This window comes from Streptomyces chumphonensis (assembly GCF_014779715.1).
In the GTDB taxonomy this organism is placed as follows: domain Bacteria; phylum Actinomycetota; class Actinomycetes; order Streptomycetales; family Streptomycetaceae; genus Streptomyces; species Streptomyces chumphonensis.
On sequence record NZ_JACXYU010000012.1, the window covers coordinates 71248 to 94401 of the forward strand.

Annotated in this window: 22 protein-coding genes; 13 read left to right on the forward strand and 9 right to left on the reverse strand. The window is 74.4% G+C overall.

The annotated features are described in order from the left end of the window. Positions 1-31 precede the first annotated feature (31 nt). From IF129_RS20205 to IF129_RS20220, 4 genes are all read left to right on the forward strand, one after another. Positions 32-787: an SDR family oxidoreductase gene (locus tag IF129_RS20205; RefSeq protein ID WP_191211165.1), complete on the forward strand. Its 756-nt coding sequence runs from the start codon at positions 32-34 to the stop codon at positions 785-787. Positions 788-1159: 372 nt separating this feature from the next. Beyond that, positions 1160-2716 (forward strand): ABC transporter substrate-binding protein, encoded by a 1557-nt coding sequence (locus IF129_RS20210; RefSeq protein ID WP_191211166.1) that lies wholly within the window; start codon positions 1160-1162, stop codon positions 2714-2716. Positions 2717-2813: 97 nt separating this feature from the next. After that, positions 2814-3485, forward strand: a complete 672-nt coding sequence (gene ung / locus IF129_RS20215; RefSeq protein ID WP_191211247.1) for a uracil-DNA glycosylase — start codon at positions 2814-2816, stop codon at positions 3483-3485. A gap of 110 nt (positions 3486-3595) precedes the next feature. After that, entirely contained in the window at positions 3596-4102 is a 507-nt protein-coding gene (locus IF129_RS20220; protein WP_318153857.1) for a hypothetical protein, read from the forward strand. Here IF129_RS20220 and IF129_RS20225 read toward each other — a convergent pair. After that, positions 4090-4542 (reverse strand): hypothetical protein, encoded by a 453-nt coding sequence (locus tag IF129_RS20225; RefSeq protein WP_191211167.1) that lies wholly within the window; start codon positions 4540-4542, stop codon positions 4090-4092. The genes IF129_RS20220 and IF129_RS20225 overlap by 13 nt on opposite strands. A 197-nt stretch (positions 4543-4739) precedes the next feature. Between IF129_RS20225 and IF129_RS20230 the strand changes: the two genes are divergently transcribed. Further along, the gene (locus IF129_RS20230; RefSeq protein ID WP_191211249.1) at positions 4740-5645 is read left to right on the forward strand and encodes a Gfo/Idh/MocA family protein; all 906 of its coding nucleotides are present in this window, start codon (positions 4740-4742) and stop codon (positions 5643-5645) included. Here the strand turns inward: IF129_RS20230 and lnt are convergent. From lnt to IF129_RS20245, 3 genes are all read right to left on the reverse strand, one after another. Next, the gene (lnt, locus tag IF129_RS20235) at positions 5617-7149 is read right to left on the reverse strand and encodes an apolipoprotein N-acyltransferase (protein ID WP_191211168.1); all 1533 of its coding nucleotides are present in this window, start codon (positions 7147-7149) and stop codon (positions 5617-5619) included. The two genes, IF129_RS20230 and lnt, sit on opposite strands and share 29 nt — an antisense overlap. 63 nt (positions 7150-7212) lie before the next feature. Further along, positions 7213-8106, reverse strand: coding sequence for an undecaprenyl-diphosphate phosphatase (locus IF129_RS20240; protein WP_191211169.1), 894 nt, complete (start codon positions 8104-8106; stop codon positions 7213-7215). A gap of 110 nt (positions 8107-8216) precedes the next feature. Further along, positions 8217-8975, reverse strand: coding sequence for a TVP38/TMEM64 family protein (locus IF129_RS20245; RefSeq protein ID WP_191211170.1), 759 nt, complete (start codon positions 8973-8975; stop codon positions 8217-8219). A gap of 134 nt (positions 8976-9109) precedes the next feature. Here IF129_RS20245 and IF129_RS20250 point away from each other — a divergent pair, with 134 nt between their 5' ends. Beyond that, complete coding sequence (locus tag IF129_RS20250) at positions 9110-9952, forward strand: spermidine synthase (RefSeq protein ID WP_191211171.1); 843 nt, start codon at positions 9110-9112, stop codon at positions 9950-9952. Here IF129_RS20250 and IF129_RS20255 read toward each other — a convergent pair. Both IF129_RS20255 and IF129_RS20260 read right to left on the reverse strand, forming a co-directional pair. Continuing rightward, entirely contained in the window at positions 9892-11220 is a 1329-nt protein-coding gene (locus tag IF129_RS20255) for an MFS transporter (protein WP_318153858.1), read from the reverse strand. The genes IF129_RS20250 and IF129_RS20255 overlap by 61 nt on opposite strands. An 8-nt stretch (positions 11221-11228) precedes the next feature. Further along, a complete protein-coding gene (locus IF129_RS20260; RefSeq protein WP_191211173.1) occupies positions 11229-12287 on the reverse strand; it encodes a hypothetical protein in 1059 nt (352 codons plus the stop codon). A 130-nt stretch (positions 12288-12417) separates the two neighbouring features. On the opposite strand from IF129_RS20260, the gene IF129_RS20265 reads away from it, so the two are divergent. The 3 genes from IF129_RS20265 to IF129_RS20275 all read left to right on the forward strand — a co-directional run bounded on the left by IF129_RS20265 (position 12418) and on the right by IF129_RS20275 (position 14260). After that, positions 12418-12870, forward strand: a complete 453-nt coding sequence (locus tag IF129_RS20265; protein ID WP_191211174.1) for a DUF4442 domain-containing protein — start codon at positions 12418-12420, stop codon at positions 12868-12870. A 78-nt stretch (positions 12871-12948) separates the two neighbouring features. Then, positions 12949-13488 carry a gamma carbonic anhydrase family protein gene (locus IF129_RS20270; protein ID WP_191211175.1) on the forward strand — a complete coding sequence of 180 codons (540 nt, stop codon included), beginning with the start codon at positions 12949-12951 and terminating at the stop codon, positions 13486-13488. A gap of 1 nt (position 13489) precedes the next feature. Next, complete coding sequence (locus IF129_RS20275; protein ID WP_191211176.1) at positions 13490-14260, forward strand: acyltransferase; 771 nt, start codon at positions 13490-13492, stop codon at positions 14258-14260. Between the two features lie 145 nt (positions 14261-14405). Here the strand turns inward: IF129_RS20275 and IF129_RS20280 are convergent, their stop codons facing one another. After that, positions 14406-15272, reverse strand: a complete 867-nt coding sequence (locus tag IF129_RS20280; RefSeq protein ID WP_191211177.1) for an EamA family transporter — start codon at positions 15270-15272, stop codon at positions 14406-14408. Positions 15273-15380: 108 nt separating this feature from the next. Between IF129_RS20280 and IF129_RS20285 the strand changes: the two genes are divergently transcribed. Then, on the forward strand, positions 15381-15953 hold the full coding sequence (locus tag IF129_RS20285) for a helix-turn-helix domain-containing protein (RefSeq protein ID WP_191211178.1): 573 nt from the start codon (positions 15381-15383) through the stop codon (positions 15951-15953). Between the two features lie 24 nt (positions 15954-15977). Here IF129_RS20285 and IF129_RS20290 read toward each other — a convergent pair whose 3' ends face one another. After that, the gene (locus tag IF129_RS20290) at positions 15978-16394 is read right to left on the reverse strand and encodes a CoA-binding protein (RefSeq protein ID WP_191211179.1); all 417 of its coding nucleotides are present in this window, start codon (positions 16392-16394) and stop codon (positions 15978-15980) included. Between the two features lie 67 nt (positions 16395-16461). Between IF129_RS20290 and IF129_RS20295 the strand changes: the two genes are divergently transcribed. The 3 genes from IF129_RS20295 to IF129_RS20305 all read left to right on the forward strand — a co-directional run bounded on the left by IF129_RS20295 (position 16462) and on the right by IF129_RS20305 (position 21379). Then, positions 16462-17085 (forward strand): YigZ family protein, encoded by a 624-nt coding sequence (locus IF129_RS20295; protein ID WP_191211180.1) that lies wholly within the window; start codon positions 16462-16464, stop codon positions 17083-17085. A gap of 98 nt (positions 17086-17183) precedes the next feature. Beyond that, on the forward strand, positions 17184-18356 hold the full coding sequence (locus IF129_RS20300) for an exonuclease SbcCD subunit D (protein ID WP_191211181.1): 1173 nt from the start codon (positions 17184-17186) through the stop codon (positions 18354-18356). Further along, positions 18353-21379, forward strand: coding sequence for an AAA family ATPase (locus IF129_RS20305; RefSeq protein WP_191211182.1), 3027 nt, complete (start codon positions 18353-18355; stop codon positions 21377-21379). Before IF129_RS20300 ends, IF129_RS20305 begins: the two co-directional genes overlap by 4 nt. A gap of 49 nt (positions 21380-21428) precedes the next feature. Here the strand turns inward: IF129_RS20305 and IF129_RS20310 are convergent, their stop codons facing one another. Next, positions 21429-23123 carry a DUF885 domain-containing protein gene (locus IF129_RS20310; protein ID WP_191211183.1) on the reverse strand — a complete coding sequence of 565 codons (1695 nt, stop codon included), beginning with the start codon at positions 23121-23123 and terminating at the stop codon, positions 21429-21431. Positions 23124-23154: the final 31 nt, after the last annotated feature.

Here is a 23154-nt window from a genome sequence, read left to right on the forward strand (position 1 = left end):
GGGCCACCCCGAGAGATAAGGCAGGACAGCGATGACAGCGCCCGACACCGGTCGCGTCGCCCTGGTCACCGGCGGGAGCCGGGGAATCGGCTACGGCATCGCGCAGGCCCTCGTGGCCCGTGGCGACCGCGTCTGCATCACCGGACGCGACGAGCAGTCCCTCCGGGAGGCCGTCGCATCCCTCGGGCCCGAGCGCGCCATGGGCGTGGCGGGCAAGGCCCGGGACGAAGCGCACCAGGCCGAGGCCGTGGAGCGGGTCATGGACACCTGGGGCCGGGTCGACCATCTGGTCAACAACGCCGGCACCAACCCCGTCTTCGGCCCGCTCGCCGAGCTGGACCTGGAGGTGGCGCGCAAGGTCTTCGAGACGAACGTCGTCTCGGCCCTCGGGTTCGCCCAGCGCACCTGGGCGGCCTGGCAGCGCGACAACGGCGGGACGATCCTCAACATCGCCTCGGTCGCGGGTGTCAGTGCCTCGCCGTTCGTGGGCGCCTACGGCGTCAGCAAGGCGGCGATGGTCAACCTGACGCTTCAGCTCGCCCACGAGATGGCGCCCGGCGTGCGGGTCAACGCCCTCGCCCCGGCGGTGGTCAAGACCCGGTTCGCCGCGGCCCTGTACGAGGGCCGTGAGGAGGAGACGGTGCGCCGCTACCCCCTCGGACGCCTCGGACTGCCGGAGGACATCGGCGGCGCGGCGGCGTTCCTCACCTCGGAGGACGCCGGGTGGGTCACCGGCCAGACCCTGGTGCTCGACGGCGGCCTCTTCCTCAACGCGGGCGTGGCCTGACGGCGTCGGCCCCACCCGCGCGCTCGTCCGGACCGGCGCCGGCCCCGAGGGGGTCGGCGCCGGTCCGCGTGGTCGGAGGACGGGCCGATGAACACCGGTGAGTCACCGTCGCTGCCGGTTCCGTGACGGTCGTGCGAACCGATGCAGAGGTGGTTGATCCGTCCATGTAGTTCCGGCGTTTGCTGCGGTAGGGTCTGCGTCGTCACAGGCTGCGGGGTCCGCCGCCGCACCTGGTGCGTTCCGCGCGGGGGGCCGAGAGTGGGCGAGTACCTCTTCCCAGCCGGCGAGTCCTGTCGCACGCACCGAGATCCGTTGTGGCCCCGTTCATCGAGGAGCGTGCACGTGTTCAGCCGGAAGAGGCTTCTCCGAAGCATGGCGGCAGGGTCGGTCATCACCCTGCTCGCCGGTTGCGCTTCACTGACCGGAGGAAGCGACGCGGAGGACGAGCCCATCATCGTCGGCACGACCAGCGCACCGAGCGCGCTGGACCCGGCGGGGGCCTGGGACGGGTCCTGGGAGCTGTTCCGCAACGTCTACCAGACGCTGCTGCACTTCCCGAGCTCCAGCGGCACGCCGGCCCCCGACGCCGCCAAGAGCTGTGCGTTCACGGACAACAGCAGCCAGGTGTACCGGTGCGAGCTCAAGGAGGGCCTGAAGTTCTCCAGCGGCCGTCCGCTGGACGCGGAGGCCGTGAAGTACTCGATCGAGCGGACGATCGACATCGCCGCGCCGCTCGGCCCGGCGCAGCTGCTGGAGTCGCTGGACCGGGTCGAGACCAGCGGTGACCGCACGGTCGTCTTCCACCTGAAGAAGTCCAACGCCACGTTCCCGCTCATCCTGGCCACGCCGGCCGCCTCACTCGTCGACCCCGAGGTCTACCCGGCCGACAAGCTGCGGGAGTCCGAGAAGGTGACGGCCTCGGGCCCCTACGAGCTGAAGTCCTACCGGCGCGACAAGGAGGCGGTGCTCGTCAGGAACACCGACTACCAGGGCTCCGCCGAGCTGAAGAACGACGCGGTGACCATCCGCTACTTCCAGGACTCCGACCGGATGATGCAGGCGCTGGAGAAGGAGGAGGTCGACCTGACCTTCCGCGGCCTGACCCCGGACCACATCAGCGCCGTACGGGAGGGCGACTTCGGGAACAAGGACGTCTCGCTGCACGACGTCGTCGGGACCGAGATCCGTTACCTGGTCTTCAACCCGGGGCTCGGGGCCGCCGGTGACGCCGCCGTGCGTCAGGCGATAGCCCAGCTCGTGGACCGCAAGGCCCTGGTGCGCGAGGTCCACCAGCGCACCGTCGAGCCGCTGTACTCGATGGTGCCCGGGGGCATCACCGGCCACACCAGCGCGTTCTTCGACGAGTACGGTGAGCCGAACCAGAAGAAGGCCGAGGAGCTGCTCTCCGCCGCCGGGGTGAGCACGCCGGTGGAGCTGACGTTCTCCTACACCACCGAACGCTACGGCTCCGCCACGAAGGCCGAGTTCGAGGAGATCCAGAGCCAGCTCAACTCCACGGGTCTCTTCTCGATAGAGATCGAGCACAAGCCGACCTGGGACGAGTTCCAGAGCGGGGTCAAGGAGGGCGAGTACGAGGTCTTCGGCCGCGGCTGGTTCCCCGACTTCCCGGACGCCGACAACTTCATCGGCCCGTTCGTCGGCGGTGAGAACGCCGTCGGTGTGCCGTACGAGGACGCCGAGCTGACCGAGGAGCTGCTGCCGGAGTCGCGGCGGCAGAGCGACCGCGCGGCGGCCGGCAGCGTCCTGAAGGAGGCCCAGCGCATCCTCGCCGAGGACGCCCGGTTGATCCCGCTCTGGCAGGGCCGCGTGTACATCGCCGCGCACGACGAGATCGCGGGCATCGAGTGGACGATCGACTCCTCGACGATCATGCGGGTGTGGGAGCTGCACCGTAAGGCGAGCTGGTAGCCGCACTGTCAGTGTGCGGCGGTACGTTCGATGGCGCCCGGCGGTTCCTCCGCCGGGCGCCATCGCGTATTCACGGAGGGGTGACCAGGTGATCGACATGCTGCCCGCGTCCTGGCAGGACGTACTCGGCGAGGAGCTCGACAAGCCCTACTTCAAGGAGCTGACGGAGTTCGTCGAGGAGGAGCGGGCGCGCGGTCCGGTGTACCCGCCGCGCGAGGAGGTCTTCGCCGCGCTGGACGCGACACCCTTCGACCGGGTCAAGGTGCTGATCCTCGGCCAGGACCCCTACCACGGCGAGGGCCAGGGGCACGGGCTGTGCTTCTCGGTGCGCCCCGGGGTGCGCGTCCCGCCGTCCCTGCGCAACATCTACAAGGAGCTGCACGCGGAGCTGGGGCACCCGGTGCCGGACAACGGCTACCTCATGCCGTGGGCGCGCCAGGGCGTGCTCCTGCTCAACGCCGTGCTCACCGTGCGCGCCGGAGAAGCCAACGCGCACAAGGGCAAGGGCTGGGAACAGTTCACCGACGCCGTGATCCGTGCCGTCTCCGCCCGGCGCGACCCGGCGGTGTTCGTGCTGTGGGGGAACTACGCGCGGAAGAAGCTGCGGCTGATCGACACCTCGCGGCACGCCGTCGTGGAGGGGGCGCACCCCTCGCCGCTCTCGGCGAAGCGGTTCTTCGGCTCCCGGCCCTTCGGCCGCATCGACGAAGCCGTCGCCGCGCAGGGGCACGCGCCCATCGACTGGCGCATTCCCGACCTGGCGGGCTGAGCGCCTGTCGTGGATCCGCCGCCCCGGCCGCTAGCGTCGGGGCGGCGGATCGCCCCGCCCCCGGACGCCGGCGCCCCCGGCCGCCCGTCCCCACCGCACGGGAGAACCAGGTGAACCAGCAGACCCCGGCCGAGCAGGCGATGACGACCCGGATCGGCCAGGCCGTGATGCTGCTGCACGGTGGCGACCGCGAGGAGGCGCGCAACCGCTTCTCCGCGCTGTGGGCCGAGTTGGACCACGACCGCGACCACCTCCACCGCGTCACGGTCGCCCACTACATGGCCGACACCCAGGACGACCCGCAGGCCGAGCTCGCCTGGGACCTGCGCGCGCTCGGGGCGGCCGAGGCACTGGCCGGAGCGCGGGCGGGCTTCGGGGGCCACGAGGTCGTCGTCCGCGGCCTCTACCCCTCCCTCCACCTCAACCTGGCCGCCGACTACCTCAAGCTCGCCCAGCACACCGCCGCCCGCCGGGAGCTGGACCGCTGCCACGCCGTGCTGGACGCCCTGGGCGACGACGCGTACGGCAGCGGCGTCCGGGCCGCCGTCGGCCGCCTGGAGCTGCGGCTGGCCGAGGCGGGCGGGGAGCCGCAGCGCCCGGACGGTCAGTCGCCGTAGGCGGCCCGGCAGTGGTCCCCGACGCGGCTGCCGGACTCCCAGCCGCCGTACACCTCCCCGAGCCGGCAGACGTCCGTCCCCCGCGCGGCGGAGGCGACGGGACCGGGCAGCGCGGTGGGCGGTGGCCCGGCCGGGGCCCGGCCACCGGTGGGCGGCGCCGGAGCCGGAGGTGCTGCGGTCGCCCGGTGCCGCACGCCCGCGCGCCCGTCCCGGGGCGCGCCCTCCGTGATCCCCGCGGAGGCGGCGGTGGGCCGGGGCCGGGGCGTGGTCAGCGTCTCGCGCGGGCTCGGCACGGCGGACCCGGGCGGGGTGCTCTCCGGGACGTCACCGTGCCGGTCGGCGGCCGGCTCCGGGCGCTGCTCGGCGGGCACGGTGACGCAGCCGGAGGCCGAGGCCAGGGCCACGCCGGTCAGAAGAAGGGCACAGGAGGCTCGTCGCACCGCACCCACTGTGCCGTACTCGACGGCGTCCGGTAACTCCCCGTGAGGGTGACGCGGGGGCGTCCCACCCGGCCGGAACGCCCCGCCCGCGCCGCGCGCCGTCGCCGGGGCGCCCAACCGGTGGCCCCGCCCCCGGCGTATGCTGCCCGCGTGCCGAAGGAGCGGCTGTCGTGGCGATCGAGGCGAGGAGACACGCGGTGAAGGTCGGCGTCATCGGGCTGGGAGACATCGCGCAGAAGGCCTACCTCCCCGTGATCGCCGCCCAGCCGGGGCTGGAACCGCACCTGCACACCCGGACCTCCGCCACCCTGCACCGTCTCGGTGAGACCCACCGCGTCCCCGAGGCCCACCGGCACGAGACGTTCGAGGGGCTGCTCGCGGCCGGCCTCGACGCGGCGTTCGTCCACGCGCCGACCGCCGTCCACCCCGAGCTGGTCGGCAGGCTGGTGGAGGCGGGCGTCCCCACCTACGTCGACAAGCCGCTGGCCTACGACCTCGCCGCGTCCCAGCGCCTCGTCGACCTCGCGGAACAGCGGCACGTCAGCCTCGCCGTCGGCTTCAACCGGCGTTTCGCCCCGGCCTACGCCCAGTGCCGCGAGCACCCGCGCGACCTGATCCTGATGCAGAAGAACCGGGTGGGCCTGCCCGAGGAACCGCGTTCCCTGGTCTACGACGACTTCATCCACGTCGTCGACACCCTGCGCTTCCTCGCCCCCGCCCCGCACGACCGCGTCGACGTCCGCGCCCGGGTCCGGGACGGGTTGCTCCACCACGTCGTCCTCCAGCTCTCCGGCGACACCTTCACCGCCGTGGGCATCATGAACCGGCTCTCGGGATCGGCGGAGGAGGTCCTGGAGGTGTCCGGTCAGGACACCAAGCGCGAGGTCCGCAACCTCGCGGAGGTCATCGACCACAAGGGCCAGCCCAGCGTCCGCCGCCGAGGCGACTGGGTACCGGTGGCCCGGCAGCGGGGCATCGAGCAGGCCGTCCTCTCCTTCCTCGACGCGGTACGGGCCGGCGTGACGCTCAGTGCCGCGGACGCCCTGCGCACCCACGAACTGTGCGAGCAGGTCATCACCGACATCCGGCAGCACGTCGCCTGACGAGGACGACGGCGGCCGCGCCGACCACGCCGATCGACCCGAGCGGCGCCCAGTCGCCCGCCCGCACGAAGAAGGTGCGCCCGCTCGCCAGCGGCACCTCGTACACGTGCGCCGCGCTCCGGTCCGCGTCCAGGCGCGGTCCGACGCGTGCTCCGTCCGGGCCGTGGACGACACTGACGCCGGTCAGGGTCGCGTGCACCACCGGGCGTCCCGTCTCGGCCGCCCGCAGCGCGGCCAGCGACGCGTGCTGCCGCGGGGCCCAGCTTCCCTGGAAGCTGCTGGTGGCCGACTGTCCCACCAGGACCTGCGCACCCTCGCGCACCAGATGCCGGCCCATGTCGGGGAACGCCGTCTCGAAGCAGATCAGTGGGCCGACGCGCACGCCGCCCGCGTTCATCACCACCGGCTCCGTCCCGCGCACCCGGTCCACGTCGGCCGCACGTCCCACCTCGGTGGCCCAGCCCAGGACGGAACGCAGCGGAACGTACTCCCCGAACGGGACCAGCCGCATCTTGTCGTACCGGTCGCCGGACGGACCTCCGGCGTCGACCAGCACCGAACTCTTGAAGATCCCCGGACCGCCCACCCGGCGCGCGTCCACGTTGACCAGCAGGGGTGCGCCGACATCGGCGGAGAGGGCGGCCAGCCGGGCCGCGAGGTCGTCGCGGGCCGACAGGTCGAAGCCCACGCTGCTCTCCGCCCACACCACGAGATCCACCTCCCGGCCGCTCAGCGTCCGCGTCAGTTCCACCCCCCGCGCGAACCGGTCACCCGCCTCGGAGAGTTCACCGGGCTGTACGACGGCCACCCGCACGGCACCGGTGGTCCGGGGCGGCTGTACCGCGAGCCACGTCCCGGCGATCACCAGTGCGCAGCACCCCAGCGCGGCGGCCGCGGTGCCCCGGACCGGACGCGTGGCGGGCCGGACGAGCAGCGCGGCGATCCCGACGTTGACGGCCACGATCAGCCAACCGACCAGCCACACCCCGCCCAGCGACGCCAGCCGCAGGCCCGGCTCCCAGGACCACTGGCTCGCTCCCAGCAGTCCCCACGGGCCGCCCGCGTACTCCCAGGAGCGGATCAGCTCCACCACGAGCCACGCCGAGGGCAGCACCACGACGGCCGCCGCCGTCCGACCCCGCCCGAGGGGGCCCGCACCGCCCGACCGCGGGCCCGCCACCCCGGCCCGGTCCGCCAGCAGCCGGTGGGCCAGCGCTCCCCAGGGCGCCCACAGCGCACCCAGCAGCGCCGCGAGGGGCAGGAGGAAGACGTGCAGGTGCGGGGCCAGCCAGTGGTGCGTCGCCAGGACGAGGCCGGTGCCGCCGAGCCAGCCGAACCACGCGGCCCGCCGCGCGTCGGGCGCGGCCCGCAGGAGCAGCAGCCAGGGGACGAGCGCGACGAAGGCCAGCCACCACAGGGCGGGTGCGGGGAAGGCCGCCGCGGGCAGCGCGCCCGCGACCAGGGCCGCGAGGCTCCACCACCGTCGTGCGGGTGCACGTCGCATACCGTGCCTCCTCCAGCGGCGGCCGGGGACTCTTCCAGTGTGCCCCGCCCACCGCTTCGGCGATCAGTGGCTCGGCCCCCCGGCGTACGGATCCAGGACGCCGACCCAGATGAGGACCAGCAGGGCCGTGCCCAGCGCCACCCGGTAGATCACGAAGGGCAGGAAGCTGCGGGTGGAGATGAACTTCATGAACCACGCGATGACCGCGTAGCCGACCAGACCACTCACGATGGTCGCCAGGATCGTGGGCCCCCAGGAGACGTGGCCGCCCTCGTCGCCGATCGCCGTCAGTTCCAGCGCTCCGGAGGCGAGGACCGCCGGGATGGCCAGGAGGAACGAGTACCGGGCCGCGGCCGCCCGGTTGTAGCCGAGGAAGAGGCCGCCCGTGATCGTCGAGCCCGACCGGGACATGCCCGGGATGAGGGCGAGGGCCTGGCAGAACCCGTAGAGGATGCCGTCGCGCACCGTCAGGTGCTCCAGGTCCTTGAGCGGCTTCACGGCCCGGTGACGGCCCCCGCCCCGCTCCGCCCGCTCGGTCGCACGGGTGGCCATCCGGTCCGCGACGCCCAGCACGATCCCGAGGACGATCAGGCTGAACGCGATGAGCTGGAGGTTGCGGAACGGCCCCTCGATGTAGTCCTTGAGGGTCAGTCCCAGCACGCCGATCGGGAGGCTGCCGACGATGACCAGCCAGCCGATGCGCGCGTCCAGGTCGCGCCGGGCCTCCTTGTCGACCACGGAACGCGACCACGCCCGGACGATGCGCACGATGTCCTTGCGGAAGTACACCAGCACGGCCACCTCGGTGCCGATCTGGGCGACCGCGGTGAACGCCGCGCCCGGGTCGGGCCAGCCGGCCGCGACGGCGGTCAGGCGCAGGTGGGCGCTGGAGGAAATCGGCAGGAATTCGGTGAGCCCCTGGACGACCCCGAGGATGAATGATTCGAACCAGGTCATGTCGGGATGCGCTCGTCCTTGTACTCGAGGATGGATACGGGGGCGGATCTGTTCGTGGCGGAGGAAGGTACCGGGGGTGTGACCGGTCCGATGCTAGGTCGGGGCACGGCTCAGGCGGCGGCACCCACCGGTTCGCCCCCGCGTGTTCCCGGTCGTTCCCGGCGGAGCCGGGTGAGGACGACGGCGGCGACCCCCGTGACCGCGAGGAAGGCGGAGGCGGCCAGGAACTCCGGCGAGGTGGGGTCCGCGGCGCGGCTGCCCGCCAACGCGTAGGCGACGGTGCTGGGGAGGGCGCCCACGGCGGTGCCGCCGAGGATCGCCGTCCAGCCCATCCGGGAGACGGACGCGGCGTAGTTCGAGGCGGCGAACGGTACTCCGGGCAGAAGCCGCAGGACCAGCACCGCGCGGAAGCCGTACCGGCTCAGCAGCCGGTCGCCGGCCGCCAGCCGTCGGCCTCGCAGCAGCGGGCGCAGGGCGTCCTGGCCGAGGAGCCGGCCCAGCCCGAACGCCAGCCCCGCGCCGAGGACCGTCCCCGCGAGCGCGGCGGCCGTGCCCGTCACCGCGCCGAAGAGCGCCCCGGCGGCCAGCGTCAGCACGGGCCGGGGTACGAAGACCGCCGAGCCGACGCCGTGGAGCGCCACGAAGGCGGGCACGGCCAGCGCCGTCGGCACGTGGGCGGCCCACCCCGGCTCGGCGAGCAGCCGCGGGTCGACCCAGGTGGCGGCGTAGAGGCCGGCGGCCAGGAGGACGCAGAGCAGGCCCAGCCGCAGGAGGCCGCCCCGGCCCGGCCGGGCGCCGTCGTGGGCGACCGGCTCCGTGCGCTCGGCGAGCGGCGGAGCGGACGGGACGGGGGAAGTGGGCGCGGGCACCGGTGGAGGGTAACCGACGAAGGTGAAGCACCGGCGGCGCAGCGGTGACGCGGGCGCCAACGGAAGCCCCCTGAGGCGGCCCGGCCCGTCTCCCCGCCTCCGGCCGGCGCGGCGGCCCGCCGCACAATGGAGCCGTGAACGAGCCCCTCCCCGTCGTCCGAACGGTCGATCACGGCACCGCACGCCTCCTACCCGACGTCGACCGTTCGCGGGCCTGGCTGCTCACCGTCGACGACGCCCCCCAGTCCTACGTCGACCTCGACGACACCGCCCACCTGGAGTTCGCGTACACGCGGCGCATCGCCCACGTCATCGACGCGGCCGGGCCGGGCGGGCCGCTGGACCTGCTCCACCTCGGAGGCGGTGGGCTCACCCTGCCCCGCTACACGGCGGCCGTCCGGCCCGGCTCGCGGCAGACGGTCGTGGACGCGGACGAGGCCCTGCTCGCCCTCGTGCTGGAGCACCTCCCGCTGCCGCCCGGAAGCGGGACGCGGACGCGCGCGGCCGACGCCCGGCGGGCCCTGGAGGCCGCCCCGGCCGGTTCCTACGACCTGATCGTCGCCGACGTCTTCGGCGGCTCGCGGATCCCCGCCCACCTGACGACCCGGGAGTGCGCCGAGGCGGCGGCGCGGGCCCTGCGTCCGCACGGTCTGCACGTGGCCAACATCGCCGACGGCGCGCCCTTCGCCTTCCTGCGCGCCCAGGCGGCGACGCTCGCCGCCGTCTTCGGCCACGTGTGCCTGATGGCGGAGCCCGCGGTGCTCCGAGGGCGCCGGTTCGGGAACGTCGTCCTGGTGGCCTCGGCCGCCGCGCTGCCGCTGGAGGCGTTGAGCCGCGCGTGCGCGGGCGACCCGTTCCCGGCCCGCGTCGAGCACGGTGCGGCGCTGCGGCGGCTGGTGGGGGACGCCCGGCCGGTTCAGGACGCGGACGCCCTCCCGTCACCGCCACCGCCACCGGGCTCCTTCAGCATCGGCTGAGCCGGAGCCGCCGCGGCCACCGTGTGGGCGGGCGCCGGTGTGCGCAGTCGCAGGTCCCGCACCTCGGGGACGCACAGGACGGCCGCCGTCAGCAGCACGACCACCGCCGACACACCCCACAGCGCCGTGTCCATGCCGACAGCCCCGGCGACGGGCCCAGCCAGCGAGGCCGCCACCGGAACCAGGGCGAGTGAGCCGAGCCAGTCGTAGGCCGCCACCCGGGAGAACTTCTCCTCGGGCACCTCCTGGTGCAGCGCCAGCATCCACGTGACGGAGAAGACCTCAACGGTCAGACCGCTGACGAACATCACCGCGCTCAGCGTCGGCGCGGTCACCGGCACGGCGAGCGCGGCGGAGGGCAGCGCCAGCGGAAAGACGCACAGCGCTCCGACGAGCAGCAGCCTGTGCGGCTTCCAGCGGGTCATCAGCACCGCGCCGAGCACCGTGCCCGCGCCGAAGGCGGCGAGTGCCGCGCCCCACGGCCCGGCACCGCCGAGGTGTGCCTCGGCGATGAGCGGGCCGTACACGGCTTCCGCCGCGGCGATCATCGCGTTGACGACGGCGAACTGAAGGACGATCGCCCACAGCCAGCGCCGCCCGGTCACCTCGCGCCAGCCTTCGCGCAGGTCGTGCAGCAGGCCGCCGGAGGGCGCACGCCGGGCCATGCCGCTGACGTCCAGGAACGCGCGCAGGGCACCGGCGACGGCGAAGGCGGCGGCGTCGACGGCGAGGACCCAGCCCGGCCCGACGGCGGCCACCAGGGCTCCGCCCAGCGCCGCGCCCCCGATGGCGGCGCCGTTCATGCCGATCCGGAAGACGGCGAAGGCCCGGCCGGCCTGCTCGCCCGTCACCGAAGCGAGCACCATGCCCTCGGCCGCCGGGGCGAAGAACGCCTGCCCGGTGCCGCCGAGCGCGGCGAGCACGGCCATGTGCCAGATCCGCGCCTCTCCGCTGAGGACGAGGACCGCGAAGAGGGCCTGGGAGAGGCAGTTGAGGGTGTTCGCGGCGACCATGACCCGGTGGCGGGGGAGCCGGTCGGCCACCGCCCCGCCGACGAGCACGAAGACGACCAGCGGCACCGTGCGGGCGGCCGCCACGAGTCCCACGTCGGTACCGGACCCGCCCGCCTGGAGCACGGCGAACGCGGCGGCGATCAGCGCTCCCGAGCCGCCGAGACCGGTGATCACGGCGGCGGCCGTGAGCAGCGTGTAGTTGCGGCCGGCCCAGGCGGGCCGCCGCCGGTGCCCCGGCCTCCGGGGCCGGGGCACCGGCGCCGTCACTCCTGTTCGCCGTAGGGGCGCAGGCTCGCGGTCATCTTGTCGATGGTCTTCTGCGGCACTTCGTCTTCCACGCCGGTGTCCGTGATCAGGATCCACAGGCGCAGCTCACGGGAGGCGTCGAGCCACGAGACGGCGACGGCCTTCCCGTCGGCCTCGCACTTGTTGCCCTTCTTCACGCCGCTCACGGTGGCGGTGGCGATGTGGCCCTCGATGCCGTGCTCGCTCTTGAACGGCTTGGACTCGGTCCAGTCCAGCTTGTCCCGGTCCTCGCCGTGCCGGTAGTAGACGAAGTTCTGGGCGGCCGAGAGCGCGGCCTCGCTGGTGTTCTTCGCCCCCTGCGCGCCCTTGGTGCCCACGGCCGAGCGGGAGTAGGTGCCCCCGTCGGAGTCCTTGCACCACCCGTCCTTGTAGTAGGCGGGGGCGCTCATGGCCACCTCGGGGACGGCGAAGAGGGCGCCGTCCTCCTGCTCCTTCTCGCCCCAGCCGATGATGGTGGTCTTGCTGCCCAGCTCCCAGTCCTCCGGGACGTCGAAGGCGCTGTGGTGCTTGGGGTTGATGACGACCTGCCAGCCGGACACCACCGGCTCGGGGTCCGGCTCGTCCTCACCGCTGCCGCGCGGACTGTCCGGGTCGCGCTGTGCGCCCTCCTCCTCGTCCTCGGACTCCTCCGGCTCCTCTGAGGCCTCATGGGAGGGGGTCGCGGACGCGGAGGGCGTGTCGTCGCCGCCCTTCGCCGAGGCGTTCGGCTCCTCGTCCCCGCCCAGCAGCACGACGCCCGCGACGACGGCGCCCGCGACGACGGCGAGGGACACCGCGATCGCGATCACGGTGTTCGCGCGCTTCTTCTTCCCTGGGGTCTCCCCGGGCGGCGGGCCGCCGGGGACCCCGGGCGGGCTCCACTGTCCCTGACTCTGCCCCGCGGGCTGCTGGTAGGGATTCGGCTGCTGATAGCCGGGTTGCCGGTACGGGTTGGGTTGCTGGTAACCCGGCTGCTGGTACGGATTGGGTTCCTGCGGGTTCTGGCCGCCCCCGGGCTGCTGCTGTCCTGGCCACATGACGTGAACTCTACGAGTGGGCGCGGCCGCTCCCCGGGCCAGCCCCCGTTTTGATGCGTGCCCAGGACATTCGGAGCCGTTTCGCGACGACCGATACCCGGTGAAGCTACCCGCTGGTAATGTCTGGCCCATGTCTGAGAACCTGCCGTCGATCGGCGAGCTGATGGCGGCCTCCGTGCCGATGGTCCGCACCCTCAACCTCGAGTTCACCGAGGCCACGGCCGAGCGCGTGGTCGTCGGGCTGCCCGACCAGAGCGAGTACCACAACCACGTCGGCGGTCCGCACGCCGGCGCGATGTTCACGCTCGCCGAGTCCGCGAGTGGCGCCATCGTCATGGCCGCCTTCATGGACCAGCTCTCCCGCGCCGTGCCGCTGCCCGTCCGCTGCGAGACCACCTACAAGAAGCTGGCCAAGGGGCCGCTCACCGCGACCGCGGTCCTCGGCCGTCCGGTCGCCGACGTCGTCGCCGAACTGGACGCCGGACAGCGCCCGGAGTTCCCCGTGCACGTCGACATCACCCGGCAGGACGGCGCCGTCACCGGCGACATGACGATCGTGTGGACCCTGCGCCCCAACGACTGAGGCGCCCGGCCCGGCCCCCCGTGCGTCACATACGGTGCACGCAGGCGCGGCACGGAAGCGACGAGCGAGGAGTGGGCGATGGCAGGAGCGTTGATCGCGGGCGTGGGCGGCGAGTCGCCGAAGGTGGACCCCGGGGCGTACACCGCGCCGACGTCGGTCGTCGTCGGTGACGTCACGGTGAGCGCCGGGGCGAGTGTCTGGTACGGCGCAGTGCTGCGGGGTGACATGGGGTCGATCACCCTCGGCCCGGACAGCAACGTGCAGGACAACTGCACCGTGCACGTCGACCCGGGCTTCGACGTCACCGTCGGCGCGCGCGTGTCCGTCGGCCACAACGCGGTCCTGCACGGCTGTGCGGTCGAGGACGACGTCCTCGTCGGCATGGGCACGACCGTGCTCAACGGCGCCGTGATCGGGGCCGGTTCGCTCGTCGCCGCGCAGGCCCTGGTGCCGCAGGGCATGCGGGTGCCGCCCCGCTCCCTGGTGGCCGGCGTCCCGGCCAGGGTGCGACGCGAGCTGACGGACGAGGAGTGGGAGCACATCCGGCTCAACGCGGCCGCCTACCGTGATCTGGCCGAGCGGCACCGCGCCGCGGTCGGCATGGGAGAAGTGGGCTGACGTGCCGCGAGCCGTTCCCGCGCCCCTGCGCCGGGCGCTGACCCGTACGGCCTCCCGCGCGGTGCACCGGGCCTGGAACCGGCTCCAGGAAGCGGGCGCCGTCACGCGTGAGCGGCCGGGCCCGCACGCCTTCCGGGGCATCGGCACGGGAACGCGGCTCGCGTTCCCGCAGGGCACCGTCTTCGGCGCGCCGTGGATCGAGCTGGGCGCGCACTGTGTCGTGGGCGCCGAGGTGACGCTCACCGCCGGGATGATGCCCGGACTCGACCTCGGCCCCGATCCGGTGCTGACCCTCGGCGACGGTGTCGTCCTGGGCCGGGGGAGTCACGTCATCGCCCACAGCCGGGTGACGATCGGTGACGACGTCTTCTTCGGCCCCTACTGCTACGTGACCTCCACCAACCACTCCTACGACGACCCGCACGAGCCCGTGGGGAAGCAGTGGCCGCGTGCGGCCCCGGTGGAGATCGGCTCCGGCAGCTGGCTGGGCCACGGCGCCGTCGTGCTCCCCGGCGCCAGGCTGGGCCGCAACGTGGTCGTGGCCGCCGCCTCGGTGGTGCGCGGCGACGTCCCCGACCACGCGGTCGTCGCCGGGGCGCCGGCCCGGGTGGTCCGGCGCTGGGACGCCGACGGGGGGTGGCAGCCGCCGCTGCGGACCCCGCCGCCCGTGCCCGTGCCCGAGGGGGTCACCGCCGAGCAGTTGCTGGCCCTGGCCGAGGGCGACGCCCTGGTGCCCGAGCCGGGCACACTGGAGGAGCGCCCGGAGCGCTGACCTGCTTGAGGAGGTGCGCGAGCCCGATGGACGCGCGGACGATGCGGATCGTGCTGACCGTGATCCTCGCCCTGCACGCGGTGGGGCTCCTGCTCCTGGCCCTGCGGCACCTGTGACGTCGGCCCGCGCCGCCGGCCGTCGCCCGTCAGCCGGTGGCCAGCAGGAGCGTGCCCATGACGGCCAGGCCCACGCCGGCCGTCTGCACCGGACGGAGCCGCTCGCTCAGCCAGCCGCGGGCGGCCAGCGCGGTGATGACCGGGTACAGCGAGGCGAGGACGGCCGCGATGGTGACGGGCCCGCTCTGCGCGGCGACCATGTACGTCCCGTTGGCCGCCACGTCGGCGAGGCCCACCAGCGCCAGTGCCGGCAGCGAGGCCCACAGCCCGGTCCGGCCGTCCGGCGGCAGTGCGGGGCGTCCCCGGCGGGTCTGCCGCAGCAGGGCCGCGCCGCCGACCGCGACGTTGCACAGCCGCTGGACGAACAGGGCGAGGAAAAGCCCGGTCATGGTCACGGAGGCGTGCTCGATGAGGGCCATCACCGCGCCGATGCCGAGCGCGGCGAAGACGGTGAGCAGCAGCGTCCGGCGTGCCACCGGCGTCCCGCCGGTCCCCGGTCCGCAGGCCAGGACGACGCCGGTCACCGCCACGAGGATGCCCAGGGTCTGGGCGCCGCCGGGCCGTTCGCCCAGCGCGAGGCCGACGCCCACGGGCACGGACACCGCGCCGAGGGCCGCGAGGGGGGAGACGACGCCCATGGGGCCGAGTGCCAGCGCCCGGTAGAACGCGAGGAGGCCGATCGGGCCGACGACACCGGCCGCGACGGCGAACCACAGCTGGGAGCCGATCTCCTGCCAGCCGCTCGTGGCCAGGACGATCGCCCCGAGCGCCACCGCCGCGAGGGACTGGGAGACCACGACGACGGTCAGCGCGGGCACGCGCCGCGTCAGGAGGCCGCCGCCGAAGTCGGCCAGCCCCCACATCAGGCTGGTCACCAGGGCGAACGCCACGGTCATCGCGCACCTCGCAGTACAGTGTGATGGACATCGGAGTCCAGCACACGGTAGTGCAACGTATGCAACTGTTCAATTCAAAATAATGAACTCTCGGGAGGGGTTCCGCACGTGACCGATCTGGACCATCTCACCCGGTCGCTCGCCCGCAACCTCAAGCGCCTCCGGACCGAGCGGGGGTTCACCCTCGACGCGCTCGCCGCCCGCGCCGGCATCAGCCGCGGCATGCTCATCCAGATCGAGCAGGCCCGCACCAACCCCAGCGTCGGTACCGTCGTGAAGGTCGGCGACGCCCTCGGCGTGAGCATCACCACCCTCCTCGACTACGACCAGGCGCCGCAGGTGCGTCTCGTCCCCGCCGAACAGGCCGTGCGGCTGTGGTCGACGCCGGCGGGCAGCCACAGCACCCTGCTGGCCGGCGCCGAGGCGCCCGGCCCCCTGGAGCTGTGGAGCTGGGTGCTCATGCCCGGGGAGGGCAGCACCTCCGACCCGCATCCGGCCGGGACGACCGAACTGGTGCACGTCCGCACCGGCGTCCTCACCCTCACCGTCGACGGGACGGACCACCGGGTGCCGAGCGGCACCTCAGCCTCGTTCGAGTCCCACGTGCCGCACGGCTTCCGCAACGCCGGTGAGACCCCCGTCGAGATGACCATGGCCGTCTCCGTCCCCGCCCCGCGCTGACGCCGTCCGGGGCGCGGAGCGGGTTCACAGCCGGGGGATCTCGATGGCCGGGCACCGGTCCATCACCATCTCCACACCGGCCGCCCGGGTGCGCGCGTACGCCGCCGGGTCGAGCACGCCCAGCTGGAACCACACCCCGCGCGCCCCGATCGCGACCGCCTCGTCCGCCACCGCTCCGGCCAGCGCGGAGTTCACGAACACGTCCACCACGTCCACGGGGAAGGGGACGTCGGCGAGCGAGGCGTACCCGCGCTCCCCGTGCACCGTCTCGGCCTTCGGGTGCACCGGCACGATCCGTTTGCCGTACCGCTGAAGCACCCCGGCGACCCCGTGGGCGGCGCGGCCGGTGTTTTGCGAGAGGCCGACCACCGCCCAGGTGTCGCCCAGTTCGGTCAGCATGCGGCGCACGGCACGGTCTGCCTCAGAAGGTTCCACGTTCATGACGGCGGCAACGGTGCCCGCCCCCGGCGCATTCCCGGCCCGCAGGCGGGACACGTAGGGTGGCCGCATGCAGGACCAGTACCTCACCGTCGCGGCTCCCGGTGTGCACGAGACGGAGGTCAACCGGTCCCGGTTCCGGTGCGCTCTGGCCCCGGCCGCCACCGAGACCGAGGCGCGGGCGTTCGTCGCGGCGATCCGCGCGGAGCACCCCACCGCCTCCCACCACTGCTGGGCCTACGTGCTCGGGGCGGACGGCGCGGCGCAGCGGTGCGGCGACGACGGCGAACCCGGCGGCACGGCGGGCGCACCGATGCTCCAGATGCTGCTCCGCCGGGAGGTCCGCTGCACGGTCGCCGTCGTCTCGCGCTGGTTCGGCGGCACCAAACTCGGCGCCGGCGGCCTCATCCGCGCCTACGGCGGAGCGGTGGGCGCGGCGCTCGACGCCGTGGGCACGGTGACGCGCAACCGGCTGCGCCTGGCCACCCTCACCGTGGGCCACGACCGCGCGGGCCGACTGGAGAACGACCTGCGGGCCGCCGGCCACCGCGTGCGGGACGTCCACTACGGCGCGCGCGTCACCTTCGAGGTCGGACTGCCCGCCGCAGACGTCGACACCTTCAGCGCCTGGCTGGCCGACGCCACGGCCGGGACGGCCCGGCTGGACCTGCACGGAGACGGCTACGACGTCTGACCGGGCGTCCGGCCGACCACCCGGCCCCGCCGTCCCCGGGAGCCGGGACCCGCCGCCCGGCGCCCGGCTGTCAGTACGGGGGCTTAGGGTCGGTGGCCATGCGACTGCTGCACACCTCCGACTGGCATCTGGGCCGCGGCCTGCACCGCGTCGCGCTCCTGGAGGCCCAGACCGCCTTCGTCGAGCACCTGGTCACCACGGTGCGCGAGCAGCACGTCGACGCCGTCCTCGTCGCCGGTGACGTCTACGACCGCGCGGTGCCGCCGCTCGGCGCGGTGGCCCTCTTCGACGAGACGCTCAACCGGCTGGCCGCCCTCGGGGTGCCCACCGTGATGATCTCCGGCAACCACGACTCGGCGCGCCGACTGGGCGTCGGCGCCGGGCTGCTCGCCCGCGCCGGGGTCCACCTGCGGACCGACGTCGCCGGCTGCGCGAGTCCCGTCGTGCTGGACGACGCCCACGGCCCGGTGGCGTTCTACGGCCTGCCCTACCTCGAACCGGCGCTCGTGCGCGGCAGCCTGGGCGCCGAGCACACGACCCACGCCGCCGTGCTGGACGCCGCCATGGGCAGGGTCCGCGCCGATCTCGCCACCCGCCCCGAGGGCACCCGCTCCGTCGTGCTCGCCCACGCCTTCGTGACCGGCGGTCAGGGCTGCGACAGCGAACGGGACATCACCGTCGGGGGAGTGGCGTCCGTGCCCGCCGCCGTCTTCGAAGGCGTCGACTACGTGGCACTGGGCCACCTGCACCGGTGCCAGACCCTCACTCCCCGGCTGCGCTACTCGGGTTCGCCCCTCGCCTACTCCTTCTCCGAGGCCGACCACCGCAAGTCGATGTGGCTCGTCGACCTCGACGGCGCGGGCGACGTGAGCGCCGAACGCCTCGACTGCCCCGTGCCCCGGCCGCTCGCCCGGCTGCGGGGACACCTCACCGACCTGCTGTCCGACGCGAGCCTGGACCGGCACACCGGTTCCTGGGTGGAGGCCACCCTCACCGACCCCGTCCGCCCCGCCGAGCCGATGGCCCGTCTCGCCGAGCGCTTCCCGCACGTCCTCAGCCTCGTGTTCGACCCGCAGGAGACCGCGCAGGGGCCGGTCCGCAGCTACGCCCAGCGGCTGCGGGGCCGCAGTGACCGGGAGATCGCCGAGGACTTCGTCGGCCACGTCCGTGCCGGGCGCGGCCCCTCCGCGGCCGAACGGACGGTGCTGCGCGAAGCGTTCGACAGCGTCCGCGTCACCGACGCCCAGACCGAGAAGGACCCGATCCGTTGAGGCTGCACCGGCTGACCGTCACCGCCTTCGGTCCCTTCGCCGGCACCCATCACGTCGACTTCGACGCGCTCTGCGGCGCCGGGCTCTTCCTCCTGCACGGGGCGACCGGCGCGGGCAAGACCTCGGTGCTCGACGCCGTCTGCTACGCGCTCTACGGAGGAGTCCCCGGCGCCCGGCAGACGCAGGGCCACGGCGGGCTGCGCAGCAGCCACGCACCGGCCGGTACGCCCACCGAGGTCACACTGGAGTTCACGGTGGGGGAACGCCGGCTGCGGACGACCCGGCGCCCCGAACACCGCCGCCGCAAGCACCGGGGCGAGGGCTTCACCACCGACAAGGCCCTCTCGCTGCTGCACGAGCACGACGCGGCCACCGGCCGGTGGCGCGCGCTCAGCCGATCCCACCAGGAGATCGGCAAGGAGATCGTCGAGTCGCTCGGCATGAGCCGCGAGCAGTTCTGCCAGGTCGTGCTGTTGCCCCAGGGCGACTTCGCCCACTTCCTGCGCGCCAGGGCCGACGAGCGCGGTGCACTGCTCGGCCGGCTCTTCGACACCGGCCGCTTCCGCGCCGTCGAGGCCCACCTCGCGGAGCGGCGGACCACCGCCCAGCAGCGCTTGCGGGAAGCCGACGCGACGCTGTTGGCCCTCGCCCACCGCATGGCGCAGGTGGCCGAGGGGAACGGCACCGACGAGCCGCTTCCCGCCCTGGCACCGGGGGACGAGGGCCTCGCCGGGACCGTGCTCGCCTGGGCGGCCCTCGCCCGCGGCACCGCGCGCGAGCGGCTCACCGGCACCGAGCTGGCTCTCCGGGCGGCCGAGCGCCACCACCAGGCGGCCCAGGAGCGGCTGGCCGCCGCCGAGGAGCTGGCGCGCCTCCAGGAACGCCACCGCAGGGCTCGCGGCCGGGCCGAGGAACTGGCCCGGCAGGCGCCCGAGCGCGACGCCGTGCGGCAGCGGGTCGAACGCGCCCGCAGCGCCGAGTCCGTCCTGCCCGCGCTGGCCGCCCGCCGCACCGCCGAGGCCGAGCACCACCGTTCGGCGCGGGCCGAGGACGAAGCCCGCGCCCGGTTGCCTGAACCGTTCCGCCAGGCCACGGCCGAGCACCTCACCGCGAGCGAACGCCGCACCCGTCAGCAGCTCGGCGCCCTGGAGGCGGCCCGCCGGGCCGAAGCCCGCGCCGAGACGCTCGGCCGCGAGCTGAACGGCCTGGACCGGGACGCCGTCCACGACGAGGCCGTGGCCCGCGAGGCCGAGGAATGGCTGGCTGTCTGGCCCGCCCGGCAGACCGCCCACCAGCGGCGCGTCGACGACGCCCAGGCGGCGGCCACCCGCGCCGAACAACTCGGCGCCCGGCTCGAACCCGCCCGCCGACGCCTGGACGCGGCCCGTACCCGCGACCGGCTGGTCGCCGAGCTCACCGGAGCCACCGAGCGGGCGCGGCACGCCGCGGACGCCGCGGCCGACGCCCGGCAGCGGTGGCTCGACCTCCGCGAGCGCCGGCTCGCGGGCATCGCCGCCGAACTGGCCCTCGCTCTGCGGCCCGGCGCCCCCTGCGCCGTCTGCGGCTGCGCGGAGCACCCCGCGCCCGCCGGGCCCACCGCCGACCACGTGGACGCGGCCGCCGAGGACGCGGCACTGGCGGATCACCAGAGAGCCGAGGCCGCACGGGAGGAGGCCGCACAGGCTCGGCAGGCCGTCGAGGAAGCCCTCCGCCACGCGCGTACGGAGTCCGGCGAGGACACGGTGAAGGACTGCGCCGCGCTCCTGGCCGGCCTGGAGGCCGACATCGGGACCGCACGCCGCGAGGCCGCCCAGGCGCACATTCTGCGCGAACGGCTCGACCAGGCCGAACGTGAGCACGAGCGCCGACTCGCCGAAGGCCATGAGGCCGCCCGGCGCACCGCGGCCCGCACCTCCCGCCGGGAGGCACTCCAGCACGAACTGCGCTCGCAACGGGACGCGGTGCGGCAGGCACGCGGGGACGCCCCGAGCGTGGCCGACCGCGCCGCCCGCCTGGCGGGACTCGCCGGAACGCTCGCCGAGGCCGCCGAGGCCGCCCGCCGGGCCGACGCAGCCGCGCGTCACCTGAAACAGGCCGACGCCGCGCTGGACGACGCCGCGTGGCGGGCCGGTTTCCCCGCGCCACAGGCCGCGGCGGACGCGGTCGTGGAGGCGGATGCCGCCCGCGCCCTGCGACGCAGGCTGGACGACTGGCAGACGGAGGAGGCCACCTGCGCCGCCGAACTGGCCGACCCGGCCGTCGGGGCCGCCGCGCGTGAGGACCCCGCCGACGTGGCCGCGGCCCGCCGGGCCGCCGAGGCCGCCGCCGACCGGCGCCGCGCCGCTGACGCCGCCGCCTCGGCCGCCCGCTCCCGCGCGACCGACCTCGACCGGCTCTCCGCGCGGGCCACCGAGGCCGTACGGGCGCTCGGACCGCGTCGGGCCGAGCACGAACGCGTCACCCGCCTCGCGGGTCTGGCCGCCGGCACCTCCGCCGAGAACGAACGGCGGATGCGCCTGGAGACCTACGTCCTCGCCGCGCGCCTCGAACAGGTCGCCGCGGCCGCCAGCTCCCGGCTGCACCGCATGTCGTCCGGCCGGTACACGCTGCTGCACTCCGACGACCGCGCCGGACGCGGCGCGCGCTCCGGGCTGGGGCTGCACGTCGTCGACGCGTGGACCGGACAGGAACGGGACACGGCCAGCCTCTCCGGAGGTGAGACGTTCTTCGCCTCTCTGGCGCTGGCGCTGGGCCTCGCCGACGTCGTCGGCGACGAGGCGGGGGGCACCCGGCTGGACACGCTCTTCATCGACGAGGGCTTCGGCAGCCTCGACGAGCAGACGCTGGACGAGGTGCTGGAGGTCCTGGACTCGCTGCGCGAACGCGACCGCTGCGTGGGCATCGTCAGCCACGTGGCGGACCTCCGGACGCGTGTCCCCGCCCAGTTGGAGGTCGTCAAGCGCCGCTCCGGTTCGGTCCTGCGGCATCACGCCGACGGCAGCGGGCCACCGGTCGGCGGCTGACCCGCGGGCGCGGACGGCCGTACCCGGGCACGCCGGAGCGCCGACCGGGTCACAGCCGGGCCAGCTCCACCGCCAGGTCGTCCAGCCCCAGGGATCCCTGGCTCAGCGCGGCCATGTGCCAGGCCTTCGCGTCGAAGGCCGATCCCGCGCGGGCGCGCGCCGCGTCCCGGCCGGCCAGCCACACCCGCTCGCCGAGCTTGTAGCCGATCGCCTGCCCGGGCAGCCCGAGGTACCGCACCAGCTCGCTCTCCACCGACTCCTCGTGCTGTCCGGTGTGCCGGGCGAAGAACTCCTGCGCCGACGCCGGGGTCCAGACCTCGCCGGGCCGGAACGGGGAGTCGTCGGGAATGCGCATCTCCAGGTGCATGCCGATGTCGATGATCACTCGGATCGCCCGCATCATCTGGGCGTCGAGGTAGCCCAGCCGACGCTCCGGGTCCGCCAGGAAGCCCAGTTCGTCCATCAGCCGTTCCGCGTACAGCGCCCACCCCTCGGCGTTCGCGCTCACCATGCCCACCGTCGTCTGGTAGCGGGAGAGGTGCTCGGCCCGGTGCACCCACTGCGCCAGCTGGAGGTGGTGTCCCGGCACTCCTTCGTGGTACCAGGTGCTCACGAGGTCGAACACGGGGAAGCGGTCGTGCCCCAGGGTCGGGAGCCAGGTCCGTCCGGGACGACTGAAGTCCAGGGAGGGCGAGGTGTAGTAGGGCGCAGCGGCCCCTCCGGGTGGGGCGATCATGGACTCCACGCGCCGGACGGGATCGGCCAGTTCGAAGTGCGTGCCGTCCAGGGCGTCGATGGCCTCGTCCATCAGGTCCTGCAGCCACCGGCGCGTCGTCTCGACGCCCTCGATCACCTGCCCGTGGGTGCGCAGGTGCCGCATGACCGCCCACGGGTCGGACGCGTCCGGGGCGATCCGGACGGCCTCCTTGCGCAGCTCCGCGTGCAGGCGGTGGAACTCCGACCAGCCGTAGGCGTAGGCCTCCTCCAGGTCCAGGTCGGTCCCGTTCCAGTAGCGTGCCCAGCGGGCGTACCGCTCTCGTCCGACGACGTCGGGAGCGTCGGCCACCGCGGGCCCGTAGTCGTCCGCGAGCCAGCCGCGCAGCTCCGCCAGCGCTCCGGTGGCGGCCCTGGCCGCCGCGTCGAGCTCACCGCTCAGGGATTGCGGACCCCGCGCGGCGAACGCCCCGAACCACCCACCGGAACCCGCCGTGCCGACCCACTCGGCCAGCTGGCCGACGACGGTGGTGACTTGACGCGGGCCGCCCGGCAACCCCGCCGCCAGTCCGGCGGCCAAGGACTCCCGGTACCCCGCCAGGGCCTCCGGAACGGCCCGCAACCGCTGGGCGACCGCGGCCCAGTCCTCCTCGTTCTCCGTCGGCATGATCGTGAAGGCCATGCGGGTCAGCTGCAACGGTGAGCTGAGGTTGCCCACCGCCCGCAGCGGCTCGCCCGCCTCTCGTACGGCCAGCTCGGCCGTGAGCCGTTCCCGGAGCAGCCGGGCACACCGCCCCTCCGCCGCGTCGGCGGCCTCCGGCAGGTCCGCGGCGTCGGCCAGCGAGGCGAGCGTCGAGCGCTGGAGGTCGGCGAGGGCCCGGCCGCCGTCGGGGGAGAAGTCCGGGAGCCGCCCGGCGGCCTCGCGTACTCCCAGCTCCGTGCCGACGACGGGGTCGAGCTGAACGAGGGCGTCGACGTAGGCGTCGGCGATCTGACGGGGGAGCGGGGCGGTACGCGTGGTCTCGGACATGCGCCCCATCCTCGTACGGAACGTTCCGCTC